The sequence below is a fragment of the Methylobacterium sp. W2 genome (genome assembly GCF_020662345.1).
Classification (GTDB): domain Bacteria; phylum Pseudomonadota; class Alphaproteobacteria; order Rhizobiales; family Beijerinckiaceae; genus Methylobacterium.
On the sequence record NZ_VMOA01000019.1, the window covers coordinates 71,978 to 90,714 of the forward strand.

Below are 18,737 nucleotides of genomic sequence, written 5' to 3' on the forward strand. Positions count from 1 at the left end.
CCTCCTTGGGTGTCGTGCGGTCTCACTCGCGGCCCGCAAGAGCGTCCTGGCCAGTGGCCGTGTCGCCTTTCAGTCGGCTCTCCGCGTCAAGTCCGTCGGCGTCTTTAAGTCCGGGGAGGTACCGGTGCATGCGGCGATCGTTTCGCCGAGGCGTCGTTCTGGAAATCAGCGGCCGGCATTTGCTCGGCCTCAAAGTCTTCGTGAGGTCAGGGAGCGGATGGACGGACGCACAGCATCGGTTGCCGTTGCTCGTGTTCAAAGCGTACGCGTTTCGCGTGGCGCCGGTTCGCCGTCGGCCCTGGCCATGTTCAACCCCACCCGCGCCGATCACCGGCGCCTAGCGGCGGTTGACGGCAATCCCTTCCCCAAAGCCCCCCTGGCCCGCCTCTTCGGGCCTGGGCGTGCGTTCCCCCCGGCGGCCGATGGGCCGAAACCGGGCAGCGCTTCGCCGGGACAGTTCGGCTGCAGAAGGACGACGTCGATCGCCATGAAAGTTCATCATGGCCAACAACAACAAGATGCTCATCGATGCGATGCACCCGGAAGAGACCCGGGTCGTCACGGTCCACGGGTCTAGGGTCGAGGAGTTCGACTTCGAAGCGGCAAACCGGCGTCAGCTTCGCGGCAACATCTATCTCGCCAAGGTGACCCGGGTGGAGCCGTCGCTCCAGGCCGCTTTCATCGAGTATGGCGGCAACCGCCACGGCTTCCTCGCCTTCAGCGAGATTCATCCCGACTATTATCAGATCCCGCTCGCCGACCGTCAGGCGTTGCTGGAAGACGAGGCGAGGGACGCCGAGGAGCACCGCGAGCGCGAGGAGCGCAAGCCGCGCCGCCGCTCGCGTGGCCGTCGCGCAGAGGCCGCATCGGCCAAGACCAGCGAGACGGTGAGTGCGGACGACGTGTCCGAAGCCGTCGAGGCAGGACCCTTCGACGAGCAGACGCCTCTGGATCATGCGCCGCAGAACAACGAGTCGGGCGAACATCCCATCGTGCCCGAGATCGCAAGTCAGGGTGATCCCGTCGCGCCTTCGGAGAAGGCCGTAGACGAGATGGTGAAAGACGAATCGGCCGCGGCCGATGCTGGTGCGCCCGCCGCCGCCTCCATCGAGCCAGGTTCGGATGCGTCGTCGGACCTGCCGCCCGCCTCCCTCGAGGGTGAGCCAGCTGCCCCCATCGAAACTCCCACGCTCAGCCTCGAAATGGCGCCTCCTGCGGAGGATGCCGTGGCGGAACCAGTGGCCGAAGGTCATCCGGATGCCTCCGCTCTCGAAGACGAGGACGACGATCGGGACGATTCCGAAGAAGACGACTCGGATGAGGACGACGATTCCGACGATGAGGATGAGGACGAATCCGACGACGAGGATTCGGACGACGAGCGTGATAGCGAGGACGGCGAGCACAAGATCGCCCAGGTCGGCGGCAACGGCGACGCTCTGGCCGAGATTCCCGAGCGTCCCCGTACCTATCGCCGCCACTACAAGATCCAGGAGGTGATCAAGCGCCGCCAGATCATCCTGGTCCAGGTCGTCAAGGAAGAGCGCGGCACCAAGGGCGCGGCGCTCACCACGTATCTGTCGCTGGCCGGCCGCTACTCCGTGCTGATGCCTAATACCGGCCGTGGCGGCGGTATTTCTCGTAAGATCACATCGGCCGCCGACCGCAAGCGTCTCAAGGAAGTCGCCCAGGATCTCGAGGTGCCGGAAGGCATGGGTGTGATCCTGCGCACCGCGGGTGCGTCTCGGACCAAGCCAGAGATCAAGCGCGACTTCGAATATCTGATGCGCCTTTGGGAGAGCGTGCGCGAGTTGACGCTGTCCTCTTCAGCGCCGGCCCTGGTCTATGAGGAAGGCTCGCTCATCAAGCGCGCCATCCGCGACCTCTACAACAAGGATATCGACGACATCCTGGTGGCGGGTGACGAGGCTTACCGCGAGGCGCGCGACTTCATGCGCATGCTGATGCCGGGCCAGTCCAAAGTGGTGCAGCCCTATCGCGACCCAACGCCGATCTTCGCGCGCCACGGCGTCGAGCAGCAGCTCGACGCAATGTTCTCGACGCATGTGACGCTGAAATCCGGCGGCTATCTCGTCATCAACCCGACCGAAGCCCTTGTCTCCATCGACGTCAATTCGGGCCGCTCGACCCGTGAGCACGACATCGAGGACACGGCTTTGCGGACTAATCTGGAGGCGGCCGAAGAGGTAGCCCGCCAGCTTCGCCTGCGCGATCTCGCCGGTCTCGTCGTCATCGACTTCATCGATATGGAGGAGAAGCGCAACAACCGCGCCGTCGAAAAGAAGCTCAACGATTGCCTGAAGAACGACCGCGCTCGCATTCAGGTAGGCCGCATCTCTCCCTTCGGTCTGCTCGAAATGAGCCGTCAGCGTATCCGCACCGGCATGCTGGAGAGCTCGTCGCTCCCCTGCGTCCATTGCGGTGGCTCGGGCTATGTCCGCGCCACGGCATCGGTGGCCCTGCAGATCCTGCGCGCCATTGAGGAGTCGCTTCTCAAAAGCACGACCCACAACCTCATTCTGCGCACCCGCACCGAGGCGGCCCTCTACATCCTCAACCAAAAGCGCGCGCATCTGCGCGAGTTGGAGATCCGCTTCGGCGTCAGCGTCACGATCGCCGCGGACGAGCGGCTGGCCGCGACATCGGCGTTCCAGCTCGATCGGGGCGAGTTGGCGATCCGGAGCGAGGGCCCCGTGACTGGGATCCGCGCCGTCGCGATTTCGCCCCAACTCGATGCCGACGACGATATTGACGGCGACGAAGAAGAAGAGGCCATCCTTGAGGCTGAGGCTGAAGCGGTGGAGCCGGAGGCATCGCCCGAAAAGTCCAGCGAAGGTAACGGTGAAGGCCGCTCGGGCGGTCGCCGTCGGCGGCGGCGGCGGCGTGGTGGTCGTCATGAGACCGGCGAATCGTCAGGTGATCACGCGACTGGCGAAGATGAGCAGTCCGGCGACGACGATGTAGATGGCGAGAGCCGAGACAGCGACGATCAGACCGGTGAAGGTACGGAAGATCGGGCTCGAGGAAGTCAGACCGATGAGGTCGCCGTAACGGATGCTCCAGACGGTGAGGCGATGCCTCGCTCCGAATCGTCCGACGACGAGGGTGCCGGCCGCCGCCGCCGACGTGGACGCCGGGGTGGACGCGGACGTGACCGCAACGACGGCCGTCCGCGTGAGGAAGCCGACGTTGATCAGGCCGCGCTCGTCTCGGCCGACGAGACGACACCGGTTTCGGCTCCGGCTCCGACTGATCTGCCGCAAGAGCCCGTTGAGGCCGTATACGCGACCATGGCGGTGGACCTGCCGGTGGCCGATGAGTCCTCATCTCTGGCCGTAGAAACGGCGACGTCCGAGGCAGCGCCGATCGACACGGTTCCATCGGACATCACCACCGATCCTGTACCCAATCCGGTTCCGGCGCCCGAGCCGGTGGCCGTAGTGCTGACACCAATCGATCCCGATCGCCCGAAGCGCGCCGGCTGGTGGTCGCGGACCAAGGCCGCTCTTACCGGCGAGTAAGCCAAGGGTCCAACGCGCAAGATATGTCGTTCGACAGGGCCGCATCCGAGTGGATGCGGCCCTGTCGAACGCGCCGCGTTGCTTAGTACTCCCCTATCGGATTTGACACGGATATCGGACGGTTCAATTCCTTCAACCTTCCGAGCTAACTCTATGGGAACGTCGGCCTGACCTACACCGACGAGAACATCGGCCGCGATGTACGCTACCACGACATCGATCTGAACAAGACCGACTGCGCTGCCTTCGGTGGTGACTTCCGCCAGATGACCAATGCTGGAACTTCGAAATGGACGGCGATGCAGTGATCGGTTCGATCACGTTCCAGACCTCCACGGCGGCACCGGGCATCTATGTTGAATCGGGCGGATTCCTGAAATGTTCCGCTAAACGCGGCGCCGAGCAACGAGACCGAAGGACCCGGGAGCGATCCGGGTCCATTTTCATGTCGATGGGGGAGACCTCACCGAAGCCATGACTTCAGGCGCCGCACGGCTTCCACGCAATCCTGTTCGGATCCCGCAAAGGAGAACCGCACATGGTGGCCTCCCTCGGTAGCGTCGAAATCGAGGCCAGGGGTCGCGGCCACCCCAGCCTGCTCCAGCATCCGGCGACAGAAGTATGACGCGTCGTCGGTGAGTTCGGCGACATCGGCATAAAGATAGAAGGCGCCATCGGCCGGATGTGTTCGCCCGAGGCCAAGGGAAAGAAACGCGTCGAGCAGCAACGCCCGGTTCGCGGCGTAGCCGAGGCGGATCGTCTCTGCCTCCTCCACTGCGTCAAAGGCCGCCAGCGCTGCGACCTGCGACAGGTAGGGGGCGGATATGTAGAGGTTCTGCGCCAGCCGCTCGACGGGCCGAATCAGCCAGGGCGGAACCACCATCCAGCCGATGCGCCAGCCGGTCATGCAGAAGGTCTTCGAGAACGAGTTGATGACGATGGCGTCGTCATCGAATTTTAGCGCGGTCTCAGTGGGCATGCCGTAGCTGAGCCCGTGATAGATCTCGTCCGAGATGAAGGGGAGCCCAAGATCGCGCGCAGTCGCACAGAGCTCCGCGAGACGGGCGGGTTCGATGACCGTGCCCGACGGATTGGCCGGGCTCATCACCAGGATTCCGGATAGGGCCTCGCGGCGATGGAGGGCGCGCAAAGCCTCACTCGTCGGAGCGAAGCGGTCCTCGTTCCGCAGGATCATGGGTGCGGGAACGAGGTCCAATGCGTGGAGGATACTGCGATAGGCGGGATAGCCCGGCTGAGGCACCGCAATGCGCGCGCCGGCATCGAACAGGCTGAGAAACGCCAGAACGAAGCCAGCCGAGGAGCCTGTGGTGACGACGATCCGATCGGGTGCCACAGTGACCCCATAGGTGTCGCGATAAGACCGGGCGATACGCTCACGAAGGGCCGGAATTCCACAGGCATCGGTATAAGGCAGCTTACCGGTTTCCAGAGCCCGTTGTGCGGCCTCGATCACGCAACGCGGCGCAGGAGCAGAGGGTTGGCCGATCTCCATATGGATCACGCCATCACCCTGTCTGTCGCGGATCGCAGCGGCTGCCATGATGTCCATGGCAAGGAAGGGTGCTACGCGGCTCGCGCGCAGGGAGGCCTTGCCGGAGATGCTGATGTCAGGGCGATCGGCGTTTGATGTCATAACGCTGGCTTACTCCCCCGCGCCCTCCCCTTCCAGGCCGCCGATCTGTTCCACGTCTTCGGTGCGGGATGTGGCGGGTCTGGCGAACAATTGACCCGCCGCCGCGAAAACGCCTAACCCGGCGACTAACGACCGGTTGTCCCGAGCCTGATCACGGCCGATGGGACGCGACCCCGCGAGGATCAATGCGCCTGCTTCGCCACCTTCTTTCGTCCGTTGCCCTCGCTGGCGCGCTGGCCTCCGGCGTTTCAAGCGCCGTTGCGCAGACGCCGGCGCCCTCGCAGACGGCCCCTGCCGCGGCTGCAGCCTTCACCGATGTGCAGCGTCAGGCGATTGAGGCGATCATCAAGGATTACCTCGTCAAGAATCCCGATGTCCTGCAGGAGGCCATCGCCGAGGGCGAGCGGCGACAGCAGGAAACGCAGAAGCTGGCGCAATCCGCCGCTCTGAAAGAATCCCGTGAGGCTCTGGTCAATTCACCTCACGGCGTCGTGGTCGGCAACCCGACCGGCGACGTCACTCTGGTGGAGTTCTTCGACTACAATTGCGGCTATTGCCGCAAGGCACTCGCTGACATTCAAACGCTGGTCAAGGGCGATCCCAAGCTGCGCGTAGTTTTGAAGGACTTCCCGGTCCTCGGCGCGGAATCCCTCGAAGCCAGCAAGATCTCGCTGGCCGCCAAGCAGCAGCTCAAAGGCGATAAGCTGTTCGAGTTCCACGTTAAGCTTTTGGAGAGCAAGGGCCGCGTCAACGGCGAGCGTGCGATCGCCTTGGCCAAGGATATGGGCCTGGATATCGCCAAGCTGCAGAAGGATGCGCAGGGGGCGGAGGTGAAGGCAGCGCTCGCAGAGAATGTCGGCCTCGGTGACAAGCTCGGCCTTTCCGGCACGCCCGCTTTCATCATCGGCGATGAGATCATTCCTGGCGCTGTCGGCGTGGAGCCGATCCGCAAAACCATCGGCGATATCCGCCAGTGCGGCCACGCGAGTTGCTGAAGACTCGCGGTTGGCGATTGTTCCCGCTCGCACCTGTCGCTATCCGGAACGATCGTTTAGGACCACCGCCCCGGCCGCTCCGCGCTGCCGGCGCTTCGAACGCGATGTCATGATTCCGATCCACGTCCTTCATGGACCGAACCTCAACCTCCTGGGGCGCCGCGAGCCCGGCATCTACGGGACCGCGACGCTCGCCGACATCGAGCGCGATCTTCGTGCGCGCGCTGAGACGCTCGGCGTCGCACTGACTGTGCGTCAGACCAACCACGAGGGCGAACTGGTCGGTTTCGTCCAGGAGGCGGGCCTCACCGGAGCCGGGGTACTCATTAACGCTGCCGCCTATACCCATACATCCGTCGCCTTGCGTGACGCGATCGCCGGTAGCGGCGCCATTGCAGTCGAGGTGCATCTTTCGAACGTCCATGCACGCGAAGCCTTCCGGCATGTATCGCTCATTGCGCCCGTCTGCGCCGGGATGATCTGCGGTTTCGGTCCGCACAGCTACGGTCTCGGTCTGGAAGCTCTTGCGCGGTTGCTCCAGGCTCGCCTGCCATCTCTCCCTTCTCTCCTGTCTGACGCTTCGTCGGACGCCAACTCTCAAGACTGACCGGAATGGCCAAGGTGCCGATGCCTAAGAACGAACCTTTCGATCCCGAGCTCGTGCGCGAACTCGCCAAACTCGTGACCGAGACGGATCTGACCGAGATTGAAGTGGAGAAGGGTGACCTGCGCATCCGCGTCGTGCGCCGGATCGAGCCCGTGCATGTCCAGGTGGCGGCCCCTGCCCCCGCTTTGGCGGTGGCCGCTCCCGTTGCGGCAGCGCTCCCCGTGGCCGGACCCGGCGCCGTCGGTGAGCGCGCCAAGGCCGGGGCCGGTCATCCGGGCGCCGTGCCCTCCCCCATGGTCGGCACCGCCTATCGCCGCCCCTCGCCGGATGCGAAGGCTTTCGTCGATATCGGGTCCCAGGTGGCGGCAGGGGAAAAGCTGCTTCTGATCGAGGCGATGAAAACCTTCAACGAGATCGTCGCGCCCCGTGCAGGCACCGTAACTGCGATCTTCTTCGAGGATGGTCAGCCGGTCGAGTTCGGCGAACCCCTCCTCGTCATCGAGTGATAGTGCCCCCATGTTCGAAAAGATCCTGATCGCCAATCGTGGCGAGATCGCCCTGCGCGTGCTGCGCGCGGCCAAGGAACTCGGGATCGCCACCGTGGCGGTGCATTCGACGGCGGATGCCGATGCCATGCATGTGCGGCTCGCCGATGAGAGCGTCTGCATCGGTCCGCCTTCGGCTCGGGACAGCTATCTCAACATCCCCTCGATCATTGCCGCCTGCGAGATCACCGGCGCGGATGCGGTACATCCTGGCTATGGCTTCCTGTCGGAGAATGCGCGCTTTGCCGAAGTGCTGGCGCACCACAATATCGGCTTCATCGGCCCGAAGGCCGAGCATATCCGCATCATGGGCGACAAGATCGAAGCCAAGCGGACGGCCAAGCGCCTCGGCATCCCCTGCGTGCCCGGCTCCGAAGGCGGCGTCGAGGATCCTGTCGAGGCCAAGCGCATCGCGGCGGAGATCGGCTATCCGGTACTGGTGAAGGCCGCCTCGGGCGGCGGCGGCCGCGGCATGAAGGTGGCCCGTACGGAAGTCGACCTCGAACAGGCCCTCGACATGGCGCGCACCGAAGCCAAAGCGGCGTTCGGTGACGATGCGGTCTATCTCGAAAAGTATCTCGAGAAGCCGCGCCACATCGAAGTTCAGGTTCTGGGCGATGGCCGCGGCAAGGCCGTTCACCTCGCCGAGCGCGATTGCTCGCTCCAGCGCCGCCACCAGAAAGTCTGGGAGGAAGGCGGATCGCCGGTAATCGACGAGGCGACCCGTGCAGAAATCGGCGGCGTCTGCGCCCGGGCGATGCAGGAGCTGCAGTACATCGGCGCCGGAACGGTCGAGTTCCTCTACGAGGATGGGCGATTCTACTTCATCGAGATGAACACGCGCATCCAGGTGGAGCATCCGGTGACGGAGATGATCACTGGGGTCGATCTGGTTGCCGAGCAGATCCGCGTCGCGGCCGGCCTGCCGCTCTCGGTAACGCAGGACGACATCAAGGTCACGGGTCATGCCATCGAGTGTCGGATCAATGCCGAGCATCCGGCGACCTTCCGTCCATCGCCGGGCCTCATCACCTATTTCCATCCGCCCGGGGGCCTCGGCGTGCGCGTGGATTCGGCCGCCTACCAGGGCTACCGGATCCCGCCACACTACGATTCTCTCATTGGAAAGCTCATTGTCCACGGACGTACCCGGCATGAATGCTTGATGCGTTTGCGTCGGGCCCTCGACGAGTTCGTCGTCGCGGGAGTCGACACGACCCTTCCGCTCTTCCGCACTCTTGTGAGGAATCCGCAGGTTCTCGATGGTGCTTACGACATCCACTGGCTGGAGGGGTTTCTCGAAGCCGGCGGTCTCGCTGAGACTATGACCTGAACGGCTTGTGCTGCCAGCAGATAGGAACCGCTCCGCTCGAACCCCGTTCTCTCGATGAAGAGTTTCTCATTGCGCGCAATCGAGGGACAGGTCCCCGCGCAACTGGAGCCTAAGTCGAGAAGGACGATCTTTATGCATATCGTGAAGTTGACCACCGCCGCTCTAGTCTTTGCCGCTTCCCCCGTCCTGGCGCAGTCGCCGTCCGGCAACGTATCGCAGCCGGAGCGCGCAGTGCCACAGGCTGGTACGACCACGGGCGGGCCCCTCGACAATCCGTCCACTCGTGACGTGCCGCCAGCAACTGGCAGCATGAATCGCCCTGTGGGAGAGAACGGCATGTCTCCTGGAGCTGGCGCGGTTGATTCCGCGAAGGGCGGCAACGCCGATCAGACCAACAAGGGCATGGGAGCGAACATCGGTTCGACCTCCGGTGGCCCCGCCCGCTGATCCAATTAGGACAACGACGCTATTAGTAAAACAGCCGGCCCTCATGGGCCGGCTTTTTTATTTTGAAGGCTCAAACGGTGGCGAGGTCTTCGGTTCGTGCGCGATGTCACGACACACAACGATTTTGTCATCACGGGTGTGAAAAGCTTTTAGTGTTTTCTTCCAAATACCGATATGGATCTGCCATAAAATAGAAATTTGGTTCTTTAAAATCACATTCCTTGACTCCTGGGTAGTCTATATCCAGCTTCATCCCCCCGAAGATGCGACACTTCGTCGGCTCATTATCTTCGGAACGTCTCGATCGGCAATGGCTTGTTGAGCAGTCCGGCCCGGCAAGCGCCCCTCCTGATGTCAGCAGGCAGCTACCGAGAGGCCGATCCTAACTCATCGTAATTGAGACCCGACCATGCGCACCATCACCCTTGCCCTCGTCGCTGCTACCTTGAGCGCGACCGCTGCCTTCGCTCAGTCCCCGTCAGGAAATGTCGGTCAGCCGGAGCGGTCCTTCCCGCAGGCTGGTACCACTGCCGGCGGCCCGATCGACCATCCTTCCGTCTACGGCGCCTATCGCGATGCCGATGATCGTCTTGATGTGGAGGATACCGGCAGCGTCCGTAGCGGTCCCTTCATCTCGAACCGCGAAGCGGTGTTCGAGGATTCGGCAAAGGGCGGCAACGCCGAGCAGAACCAGCGCTCCAACCCGAACCTCGGTACGACTTCGGGCGGCCCGGAGTTCTAAAAAATCGGCCCATTTCATCGAACGTGATGGCGGAGCGAGAGCTCCGCCTTTTTCGTTGGCGCGACGCTAGATAACGCTCGTTGCTCTGGCTTTCGCGCGTCCGAGGCGTCACATTGGGCATCATGCAGCACGACCACGACGGCGACCGCGTGGACATCACCCCGCAGATCTTGCTGAAGGCCTATGCCGCCGGAATCTTTCCCATGGCGGAGGATGCCGATGACCCGACCATTTACTGGGTCGAGCCGAAGGCGCGCGGGATTCTGCCGATCGACCATTTCCACGTCTCCCGCCGGCTCGCCCGCACAATTCGGTCCGACCGTTTCGAGGTACGGACCGACTCAAATTTCGATGGCGTCATCGCGGGCTGCGCCGCTCCGCGAGGGGATGGTGAGAAGACCTGGATCAATGCGCGCATCCGTGAACTCTACGGCGCCCTGTACGATGCCGGTCACGCGCATACGATCGAGGTCTATGCCGACGGACGGCTCGTCGGCGGGCTGTATGGCGTTTCGCTCGGTGCGGCCTTCTTCGGCGAGAGCATGTTTCACGTTTCTCGCGACGCCTCGAAGGTTGCCCTCGTGCATCTGATGGCGAGGTTGCGGACGGGTGGATATCGCCTCGCCGACACACAGTTCGTGACGGACCATCTGATCCAATTCGGAGCCGAAGAGGTTCCGCGCCATGTCTACAAGCGTCGCCTCGCCGAGGCGATCGCTGAAGAAGCAGTATGGGATGTCTGGCCGAGGGAGCGGACCGTGAGCGGCGAGAACGTGCTAGCGGCACTTTCCGTGGTGGAATGAGCGCCTCAGCGTCGGCTATCGAGGGCCATACGCAGGGCGAGGCCGCCGAGCACGCTGCCCATGATCCAGCGCTGGGCCCTCAGCCATCCCGGGTTACGGGACAGAAAGAGCGCAATCGATCCCGCTGCCAAAGCGATCGCTGCATTCACCGAGACGCTGATTACAATCTGGACAGAGCCTAGAATAAGCGTCTGTCCCAGCACCGCGCCGCCCGTGGGCGTCACGAATTGTGGCAGGAGCGCAAGGTAAAGCATCGCGATCTTCGGATTCAGTAAGTTGGTGAGGAAGCCCATGCTGAAGAGCCGTATCCGGCTGTCTGGGGCGAGCCGGCTCACCTCGAACAGCGAGCGGCCGCCGGGCTTCAGCGCCTGCCAAGCGAGATAACCGAGATAGAGGGCGCCGGTCAGCCGCAGTGCGTCATACGCGTACGGGATCGCCAGGATCAGTGCGGTGATGCCAAAGGCGGCGCAGAGCATGTAGACAACGAAACCCAGCGCGATCCCGCAGAGAGAAACAAGGGCTGCCGCATAGCCCTGGCATATCGCGCGAGACACCAAATAGGCCATGTTCGGCCCCGGCGTCAGCACCATGCCGAGGGAGACGCCCGCGAAGGCTAGAAGTGTGATGGCGTCGGGCATGCTGCGAGACTTTGTTGCCCGGCCGATCCTACCGGAAGATGGCGTCGAAGATCGATTGCGGCTGCTGCGGCGGCGGCGCAGGCGCCGGGCCTTCGTTGGTCGGGAAGAACTTTCGCGATGGCTTCTGCTTCGGCTGCACCGGAACTCCACGCGGCGCCTCAACATCGACCTGCCCGTTCGGGTTGACCTGCTGGGCCGTACGCGTCGGGTCTGAGTTCCGCTGGCGCTTGGTCTTTTCCGGCTTCGAGGCCATGGCGGGCACGTCTTCCTGCTCGCGAGCCTCGGCGATGATGTCGTTGCCACCTTTGCAATCCACGAGCCACACATCGTAAATCGGATGCTCGATCGCATGCAGCCCGGGGCTCGCCGCGAACATCCAGCCTGTGAAGATGCGGCGGTACTTGTTGTCGAGGGTTACCTCGTCGACTTCGAGGAAGGCCGTGGTCTTCGGGCTCTCGGTGGGCGGCCGGCTGTAGCAGACGCGCGGGGTCATTTGCAGTGCACCGAACTGCACGGTCTCGTCCACCGCAACTTCGAACGACACGATCCGCCCCGTGATCTTGTCGAGGCCAGAGAACACCGCGGTTGGATTCTTGATCTTGTCGGCGAGGGCATGGCCAGTCATCGGCAGGCTGAGCGCCGCGGCGCCCGCGAACAGGAGGCCGGCCCTCAGGGCGAGATGCAGATTGCGGTGAACGAGCATGCGGCTTACCCGGCGCGGGACGATGAGGCGTCTGCCCTAAGCCAGGGCGGTCGCGATGTTATGCACCGATAGACAGGCCAAGCATGGTGTAAAAAGGGCGGCGCGACGGTTGGAACGGGAACCAGTGCCGGCGGCATCTCTCATTCGGCGAAGCGCTATTCGGGGCTCCAGGCCGCGTAGTCGCCGCCCGTCACGGCCTTGTTGCCAGGATTGAGCTGAGATCCCTTCGGGCGGTAAGCGGCGCTGGTTCCGGTGAGGTTCTCCACATGCGGCTTTTGCCACTCGCGCGGGGTGTAGCTCTCCTCGCTCGGGGGAACGTCACCGTTGTGACAGAGCCAGCCGCGCCAACCGGGCGGGACCTTCGAGGCATCGGCATAGCCTTTATACACGACCCAGCGCCGCTCCGGGCCGACCGAGCGGTCGATCAGTGGTCCGAGGGCCTTGTAATAGGTGTTTCCGAAATCGTCCGTGCCGACCAGCTGGCCGTGCCGAGCGGTCATTACCGCGAGCGACATGGTCTGCCCGTTCCACCAGGTGAAGATCCGCAGAAGCGTGTCCTTGAGAGCCATCGCGCTTGCCTGAACCGGACCGGCGCGCCGCCCGTCCTTCGTTGGCCAGGACTATGGTCAGGGGCTGGCACGAAGTCCAGGGCGAGTCGGGCCGGGGAGTGTCTTCGGAGCCCGATCAGCGTGTAGGCGCCAAGGGAGGCGGTGCTGCGGGAATCCCACACCGACGCGTCTTAACCAAAGCCTTACATGGCCGAGACGGCGACCGCCCTGTGAACTCAGAATTTTTTCGGCCGGATTCCTGCAACGGAAAACAGGACTTATCGCCTCCGTCGCGATATCCACAGGTTTTCGAGAGAGACCACAACATATAGCGCGGAACATAGCCGGCACACACAAGTTGTTGACGTGGAGTGCCTGTCCGGGATAGCTTTCGATGGTCGCCGGAACGAAGGGTTCGGTCCGGTAGCTCTAAGTTTTTTCGGCCATCTGACAGCGCGTCGCGAGCGTTAGCGAGCGCTTACCTTCGTCAGACTCCAATGAATCAGCGGCTGCGCAGGGCGCGGCGGCATCGTCGACTCTTCGACAAGGGATACAGGGTTCATGCGGTTCGAGCGGCGTTACACTACGGCCGGGCAATCCCCCTACGCATCCATCGCCTTCCGCAAGGCGCTGAGCGAGATTCGCAATCCGGACGGATCGATCGTGTTCCGACTGGACGGCATCTCGGTGCCGGACAGCTGGAGCCAAGTCGCTAGCGACGTGCTGGCGCAGAAGTACTTCCGCAAGGCTGGCGTACCGGCGCGCCTGAAGAAGGTCGAGGAGAACGACGTTCCCTCCTTCCTGTGGCGCTCTGTGGCCGACGATGCCGCCCTGGCGGAACTGCCTGAGGCCGAGCGCTCCGGCTCCGAGATCTCATCCACCCAGGTGTTCGACCGGCTCGCCGGCTGCTGGACCTATTGGGGCTGGAAGGGCGGCTACTTTACCTCGGAGGAGGATGCCTCCGCCTTCCTCGACGAGCTTCGCTTCATGCTGGCCAAGCAGATGGTCGCGCCGAACTCGCCGCAATGGTTCAATACCGGCCTTCATTGGGCCTACGGCATCGACGGCCCGGCGCAGGGCCACCATTATGTCGATTACCGCACCGGCGAGCTGGTGAAGTCGGCCTCGTCCTACGAGCACCCTCAGCCGCACGCCTGCTTCATTCAGGGTGTGCAGGACGACCTCGTCAATGAAGGCGGCATCATGGACCTGTGGGTCCGCGAAGCCCGCCTGTTCAAGTACGGTTCCGGCACCGGCTCCAACTTCTCCATGCTGCGCGGCGAGAACGAGAAGCTCGGCGGCGGCGGCAAGTCGTCGGGGCTGATGTCGTTCCTCAAGATCGGCGACCGGGCGGCCGGCGCGATCAAGTCCGGCGGCACCACCCGGCGTGCGGCCAAGATGGTCATCGTCGACATCGACCACCCGGATATCGAGCAGTACATCGATTGGAAGGTGAAGGAGGAGCAGAAGGTCGCGGCCCTTGTCACAGGCTCCAAGATCGTCTCGAAGCACCTCCAGGCGGTGATGAAGGCCTGCACCCAGTGCGAGGCCGAGGGTGATGCCTGTTTCGACGTCGAGCGTAATCCCGTCCTCAAGAAGGCCGTCAAGGCCGCCCGCAAGGAGATGGTGCCGGACGGCTACACCAAGCGCGTCATCCAGTTCGCCCGCCAGGGTTTCACCAAAATCGATTTCCCCGTCTACGACACCGATTGGGATTCCGAGGCCTATCTCACGGTGGCCGGCCAGAACTCGAACAACTCCGTCTCACTCACTGACGATTTTTTACGCGCAGTCGAGCGGGACGAGGAATGGCATCTGACGGCTCGGACCACCGGCAAGACGATGAAAACGGTGCAGGCCCGCGAGCTGTGGGACAAGATCGGCGAAGCGGCCTGGGCGTCCGCCGATCCCGGTCTGCATTTCAATACGACCATGAACGATTGGCACACCTGCCCGTCGGCCGGCCGGATCCGCGCATCGAATCCGTGCTCCGAGTACATGTTCCTCGACGATACGGCCTGCAATCTTGCTTCCGCCAACTTGCTGACGATGTACGACCGCGCCAGCGGCGAATTCGACGTGGCCGCCTTCGAGCACCTCAACCGTCTCTGGACAGTGGTCCTCGAGATCTCGGTGATGATGGCGCAGTTCCCTTCGAAGGAGATCGCGGAGCTTTCCTACCGCTATCGCACCCTTGGCCTCGGCTACGCCAATATCGGCGGCTTGCTGATGAGCATGGGATTGCCCTACGATTCGCATAAGGGCCGGGCGCTGGCCGGTGCCCTGACCGCGATCATGACCGGCGTCGCCTATGCGACCTCCGCCGAGATGGCGGCCGAGCTCGGGCCCTTCCCGGGCTACGACGAGAACGCGGATGCCATGCTCAAGGTCATCCGCAATCATCGCCGCGCGGCGCATGGCGAGGCCCAGGGCTACGAGTTTCTCTCGATCGCCCCTGTCCCCCTCGACATCGCCAACATCCCCCAGGGGAATTTGGCTGAACGCGCGAAGGTCGCGTGGGACCGCGCACTCGCGCTGGGCGAGGAGCACGGTTACCGCAATGCTCAGGCGACCGTCATCGCGCCCACCGGCACGATCGGCCTCGTGATGGATTGCGACACGACCGGGATCGAGCCCGACTTCGCACTGGTGAAGTTCAAGAAGCTCGCCGGTGGCGGCTACTTCAAGATCATCAACCGCGCCGTGCCGGACGCGCTGCGTTCTCTTGGCTACCGCGAATCCGAGATCGCCGAGATCGAGGCCTACGCGGTCGGCCACGGCTCGATGGGTCAGGCCCCCGCCATCAACCCGGGCTCCCTGCGCGCCAAGGGTTTCACCGACGACAAGCTCGCCGCCATCGAGGCGGGCCTGAAATCCGCCTTCGACATCAAGTTCGTGTTCAACCGCTGGACCCTGGGTGACGACTTCCTCAAGGACGTGCTGAAGGTTCCGGCCGAGAAGCTGGCCGACCCCACCTTCGAGATCCTGCCCTTCCTGGGCTATTCGAAGAAGGACATCGAGGCCGCCAACACCCATATCTGCGGCGCAATGACCCTCGAAGGGGCGCCGTTCCTGAAGCAGGAGCATTACGCGGTCTTCGATTGCGCCAATCCGTGTGGCCGCATCGGCAAGCGCTACCTCTCGGTGGAGAGCCACATCCGCATGATGGCGGCGGCGCAGCCCTTCATCTCGGGCGCCATCTCCAAAACCATCAACATGCCAAACGACGCCACGGTCGAGGATTGCAAAAACGCCTACAAGCTGTCTTGGACCCTGGCCCTTAAAGCCAATGCCCTCTACCGCGACGGCTCCAAGCTCTCTCAGCCCCTGAACTCGGCCCTCATCGCCGGCGAGGAGGAGGATACCGAGGAGGCGATCGAAGCGCTGGTCGCGCAACCTGCTAACGCCAAGGCAGCCCAGCTCGCGGAAAAAATTGTCGAGCGGGTTATCGAGCGCGTCGAGCGGATCCGCTCGCGTGAGAAGCTGCCCGATCGGCGCAAGGGCTATACCCAGAAGGCGGTGGTTGGCGGCCACAAGGTCTATCTGCGGACCGGCGAATACGAGGACGGCCGCATCGGCGAAATCTTCATCGACATGCACAAGGAAGGCGCCGCCTTCCGCTCGCTGATGAATAACTTCGCCATCGCGATCTCGATCGGCCTGCAATACGGCGTGCCGATGGAGGAGTATGTCGACGCCTTCACCTTCACCCGGTTCGAGCCGGCCGGTTTCGTGCAGGGCAACGACGCGATCAAGAACGCCACCTCGATCCTGGACTACGTGTTCCGCGAACTGGCGATCTCGTATCTCGGCCGCATGGATCTCGCCCATGTCGATCCGTCCGAGATCGGCAACACCGTGATGGGCAAGGGCGAGGGCGAAGGCAGCCGCGGAGGTGGCGACAGGCCCGATCCGGTGGCGTCCAGCATTGTCTCGCGCGGTCTGCTGCGCGGCTCGGCCGATCGGCTCACCCTGATCCAGGGCGGACCCGCCGGAGGCACCGTGGGTGTCGGTTCCGGGAGTGCTGGAACGAGCGCCCCGGCCGGGGGTGTCGTTCACGCCCTGCGGGGAGCCACGGCGCTGAAGGTTGAAGAGAAGGATGCTTCAGTGGCACTCGGCTTTTCGCTTCCTAGTTCAGAAGTTGGTCCATCGATCGCCTACCGTCGAACCGAAGCAAAACTGAAGGGGTATGTCGGTGAATCTTGCCCGGAATGTGCCAACTTTACTCTGGTACGCAACGGAACGTGCATGAAGTGCGACACCTGCGGTAGCACTACCGGCTGCTCATAAGACAAGTACCAGAACATTGCGTTTTTAGCGGTATTTCTGCCTAATAGAACAGAATAAAGCTACGTTTGAAAACACAACGCGCGGAGCAATCCGCGCGTTTTTCCGTTTATTCGTAATGTCTCGCCAATGTCAGCCGACGCGTAAATGTGGGCCCTCGTTGAGTGCCGCGTTCATTGCCTCGACAACTGGTCTAGGTGGCCTCAAAGAAAACCTTCCTCAAGCCTGCCAAGGAGCGACCGCAGACGACGCATTGATCCGGACAATATATGGGTCCTCCCGCCGTTTGCGTGGGAAGGTGACGGCGACGCATCACCGATGGACTGATTCACAGCGGGAATGATTCAACCTTCATCCCTACCGGGCTGCACTATCGATCAAGTCATCTGCCGCTGCGATCGCCTCATCCTCGGCGCACATGCCCACCGGGATCGTGGGTGTCGCCCGGCCCCAGCCGCCTCGACCCTCTCGCCCCATGCGACCGCCGTCACCGGCCGGATTGAGCAGGGTCCGGAGGCGGCTCATTAGACGAGCTTGGTCGGATCGCTCGCGAGCATCCGTCGACGCGACATCGAGGGTGAAGCCGCCCCCCTTCAGGCCGCGTCGCGGGTGTTCTGGACATAGACGGCCTTGGCCGCGTCCGACCCGCGCGACTCCTTCGTCAAGCGCGAGCCCGTCTTCGTCGCCAGGAAGTCGGCGAGCTTAGCGTCTTCCTGGCGGACGAACCCCCTCTGCGGGAGCTTGCCGGCGAGGAAAAGCTCGACCATGGCGACGCAGCCCGCGGCCGTGGTGAGCTGGATCGCCCCGATTTCCGGTGTGCCGTCGTAGCGAAGGACGATGGAATCTTCCTCCATCCGCCCCTTCCTCTGCCCGATGCCGGTGACGAAGATCACGACGACGTCCTTGCGAGTGAACGGCGCCGCATGGCTCAGGATGCGGCGCATCGTATCCTTGTCGTCGGCGAGTTCGAGGCCGCGCAGGAGCAGCTTCATGATCTCGGCGTGGCCCGGATAACGAAGGGTCTTGTAGCTGAGATCGCGGACCTTCCCGTCCAGGGTTTCCGTCAGCGTCCCGAGGCCGCCCGACGTGTTGAAAGCCTCGTAGGCGATGCCGTCGATCATCACGCTCTCGATGCCTTCGAGGGCGGGGACGAGGATCGGCTTGCCGTCGAAGACAATCTCGCAGGGATTACAGTATTCATTGATCAGACCGTCGATCGACCAAGTCACGTTGTAACGGAGTGCATTGGTTGGATAAAGCGGCAGGGCGCCCACGCGCATTTTGATCGTCTTCAGCACGTCGAAGCGTGCGGCCATGTCGGCCCCGAGCACGCAGATGAACCCTGGCGCGAGCCCGCATTGCGGGACGAGCGCCACATCGGCCTGCGCGGCAATCTGCTTGATGAAGGCGGTGGTCGCCACGTCCTCGGTCAGGTCGAAGTAATGCGTCTTCGTCGCAACGGCGGCACTCGCGATGCCCTTGTTCAGGAAGTAGGGGCAAGCGCTGACGACGATGTCGCGCGGCCCGAGGAAGGCTTCAAGGGCGTCGAGATCGGCTGCGTCGATGATCTGAGTGCGGAAGAGATCGTCGGCCGCATGGTCGAGCTGAGCCTGCGAGGCGTCGGCGAGGGTGACCTCGTGCCCCTGCTCGGCCAGCATCCGGGCGATGATCGCACCAATCTGCCCGGCACCGAGTACAGCAATGGTCTTGGAATGGGCGTTCATCTCGATCACCTCTGCGGACGACCCTGTGGCGTCGTTGAGGAGTGACCTGACCGGTATTTTGGACCGAGCCGATTGAGAGGCTACTGCATGGTGGCGACCATGGGTAGCCGGAAGGCCAGATCCGGGAAGGTGACAGGCGCGGGCGGCCGGTAGCCCAAGGACGAATGCG

Annotated in this window: 14 protein-coding genes; 9 read left to right on the forward strand and 5 right to left on the reverse strand. The window is 63.3% G+C overall.

Annotated elements, in window-relative coordinates; genetic code table 11:
- Window positions 1-500: 500 nt before the first annotated feature.
- Window positions 501-3,542, forward strand: coding sequence for an Rne/Rng family ribonuclease (locus FPV16_RS12765; RefSeq protein ID WP_227438581.1), 3,042 nt, complete (start codon window positions 501-503; stop codon window positions 3,540-3,542).
- 463 nt (window positions 3,543-4,005) lie between these two features.
- Here the strand turns inward: FPV16_RS12765 and FPV16_RS12770 are convergent, their stop codons facing one another.
- Window positions 4,006-5,196: a pyridoxal phosphate-dependent aminotransferase gene (locus FPV16_RS12770; RefSeq protein ID WP_227438582.1), complete on the reverse strand. Its 1,191-nt coding sequence runs from the start codon at window positions 5,194-5,196 to the stop codon at window positions 4,006-4,008.
- Between the two features lie 185 nt (window positions 5,197-5,381).
- Here FPV16_RS12770 and FPV16_RS12775 point away from each other — a divergent pair, with 185 nt between their 5' ends.
- The 7 genes from FPV16_RS12775 to aat all read left to right on the forward strand — a co-directional run bounded on the left by FPV16_RS12775 (window position 5,382) and on the right by aat (window position 10,668).
- Entirely contained in the window at window positions 5,382-6,191 is an 810-nt protein-coding gene (locus FPV16_RS12775; protein ID WP_227438588.1) for a DsbA family protein, read from the forward strand.
- Between the two features lie 109 nt (window positions 6,192-6,300).
- A complete protein-coding gene (gene aroQ / locus FPV16_RS12780; RefSeq protein ID WP_227438591.1) occupies window positions 6,301-6,798 on the forward strand; it encodes a type II 3-dehydroquinate dehydratase in 498 nt (165 codons plus the stop codon).
- 20 nt (window positions 6,799-6,818) lie between these two features.
- Window positions 6,819-7,304, forward strand: a complete 486-nt coding sequence (gene accB, locus FPV16_RS12785; RefSeq protein ID WP_227438634.1) for an acetyl-CoA carboxylase biotin carboxyl carrier protein — start codon at window positions 6,819-6,821, stop codon at window positions 7,302-7,304.
- 10 nt (window positions 7,305-7,314) lie between these two features.
- Window positions 7,315-8,676 carry an acetyl-CoA carboxylase biotin carboxylase subunit gene (gene accC / locus FPV16_RS12790; RefSeq protein WP_227438593.1) on the forward strand — a complete coding sequence of 454 codons (1,362 nt, stop codon included), beginning with the start codon at window positions 7,315-7,317 and terminating at the stop codon, window positions 8,674-8,676.
- 54 nt (window positions 8,677-8,730) lie between these two features.
- Window positions 8,731-9,123 (forward strand): hypothetical protein, encoded by a 393-nt coding sequence (locus FPV16_RS12795; RefSeq protein ID WP_227438599.1) that lies wholly within the window; start codon window positions 8,731-8,733, stop codon window positions 9,121-9,123.
- A gap of 409 nt (window positions 9,124-9,532) precedes the next feature.
- Entirely contained in the window at window positions 9,533-9,865 is a 333-nt protein-coding gene (locus FPV16_RS12800) for a hypothetical protein (protein ID WP_227438601.1), read from the forward strand.
- Window positions 9,866-9,987: 122 nt separating this feature from the next.
- Window positions 9,988-10,668 (forward strand): leucyl/phenylalanyl-tRNA--protein transferase, encoded by a 681-nt coding sequence (aat, locus tag FPV16_RS12805; RefSeq protein ID WP_227438608.1) that lies wholly within the window; start codon window positions 9,988-9,990, stop codon window positions 10,666-10,668.
- Window positions 10,669-10,673: 5 nt separating this feature from the next.
- Here aat and FPV16_RS12810 read toward each other — a convergent pair whose 3' ends face one another.
- The 3 genes from FPV16_RS12810 to FPV16_RS12820 all read right to left on the reverse strand — a co-directional run bounded on the left by FPV16_RS12810 (window position 10,674) and on the right by FPV16_RS12820 (window position 12,578).
- On the reverse strand, window positions 10,674-11,306 hold the full coding sequence (locus tag FPV16_RS12810; RefSeq protein WP_227438610.1) for a LysE family translocator: 633 nt from the start codon (window positions 11,304-11,306) through the stop codon (window positions 10,674-10,676).
- 28 nt (window positions 11,307-11,334) lie between these two features.
- A complete protein-coding gene (locus FPV16_RS12815; RefSeq protein ID WP_238253835.1) occupies window positions 11,335-11,931 on the reverse strand; it encodes a DUF2155 domain-containing protein in 597 nt (198 codons plus the stop codon).
- 233 nt (window positions 11,932-12,164) lie between these two features.
- A complete protein-coding gene (locus tag FPV16_RS12820) occupies window positions 12,165-12,578 on the reverse strand; it encodes an NADH:ubiquinone oxidoreductase subunit NDUFA12 (protein WP_227438613.1) in 414 nt (137 codons plus the stop codon).
- Window positions 12,579-13,118: 540 nt separating this feature from the next.
- On the opposite strand from FPV16_RS12820, the gene FPV16_RS12825 reads away from it, so the two are divergent.
- On the forward strand, window positions 13,119-16,847 hold the full coding sequence (locus FPV16_RS12825; protein ID WP_227438614.1) for a vitamin B12-dependent ribonucleotide reductase: 3,729 nt from the start codon (window positions 13,119-13,121) through the stop codon (window positions 16,845-16,847).
- Between the two features lie 590 nt (window positions 16,848-17,437).
- Here FPV16_RS12825 and FPV16_RS12830 read toward each other — a convergent pair.
- On the reverse strand, window positions 17,438-18,568 hold the full coding sequence (locus tag FPV16_RS12830) for a saccharopine dehydrogenase C-terminal domain-containing protein (protein WP_227438616.1): 1,131 nt from the start codon (window positions 18,566-18,568) through the stop codon (window positions 17,438-17,440).
- Between the last annotated feature and the right edge of the window lie 169 nt (window positions 18,569-18,737).

Excerpts from the sequence above, each read along its gene's own strand:
- FPV16_RS12765 (WP_227438581.1), top strand. The coding sequence starts at position 501 with ATGGCCAACAACAACAAGATGCTCATCGATGCGATGCACCCGGAAGAG.
- FPV16_RS12770 (WP_227438582.1), bottom strand. The coding sequence starts at position 5,196 with ATGACATCAAACGCCGATCGCCCTGACATCAGCATCTCCGGCAAGGCC.
- FPV16_RS12775 (WP_227438588.1), top strand. The coding sequence starts at position 5,382 with ATGCGCCTGCTTCGCCACCTTCTTTCGTCCGTTGCCCTCGCTGGCGCG.
- aroQ (WP_227438591.1), top strand. The coding sequence starts at position 6,301 with ATGATTCCGATCCACGTCCTTCATGGACCGAACCTCAACCTCCTGGGG.
- accB (WP_227438634.1), top strand. The coding sequence starts at position 6,819 with ATGCCTAAGAACGAACCTTTCGATCCCGAGCTCGTGCGCGAACTCGCC.
- accC (WP_227438593.1), top strand. The coding sequence starts at position 7,315 with ATGTTCGAAAAGATCCTGATCGCCAATCGTGGCGAGATCGCCCTGCGC.
- FPV16_RS12795 (WP_227438599.1), top strand. The coding sequence starts at position 8,731 with ATGAAGAGTTTCTCATTGCGCGCAATCGAGGGACAGGTCCCCGCGCAA.
- FPV16_RS12800 (WP_227438601.1), top strand. The coding sequence starts at position 9,533 with ATGCGCACCATCACCCTTGCCCTCGTCGCTGCTACCTTGAGCGCGACC.
- aat (WP_227438608.1), top strand. The coding sequence starts at position 9,988 with ATGCAGCACGACCACGACGGCGACCGCGTGGACATCACCCCGCAGATC.
- FPV16_RS12810 (WP_227438610.1), bottom strand. The coding sequence starts at position 11,306 with ATGCCCGACGCCATCACACTTCTAGCCTTCGCGGGCGTCTCCCTCGGC.
- FPV16_RS12815 (WP_238253835.1), bottom strand. The coding sequence starts at position 11,931 with ATGACTGGCCATGCCCTCGCCGACAAGATCAAGAATCCAACCGCGGTG.
- FPV16_RS12820 (WP_227438613.1), bottom strand. The coding sequence starts at position 12,578 with ATGGCTCTCAAGGACACGCTTCTGCGGATCTTCACCTGGTGGAACGGG.
- FPV16_RS12825 (WP_227438614.1), top strand. The coding sequence starts at position 13,119 with ATGCGGTTCGAGCGGCGTTACACTACGGCCGGGCAATCCCCCTACGCA.
- FPV16_RS12830 (WP_227438616.1), bottom strand. The coding sequence starts at position 18,568 with ATGAACGCCCATTCCAAGACCATTGCTGTACTCGGTGCCGGGCAGATT.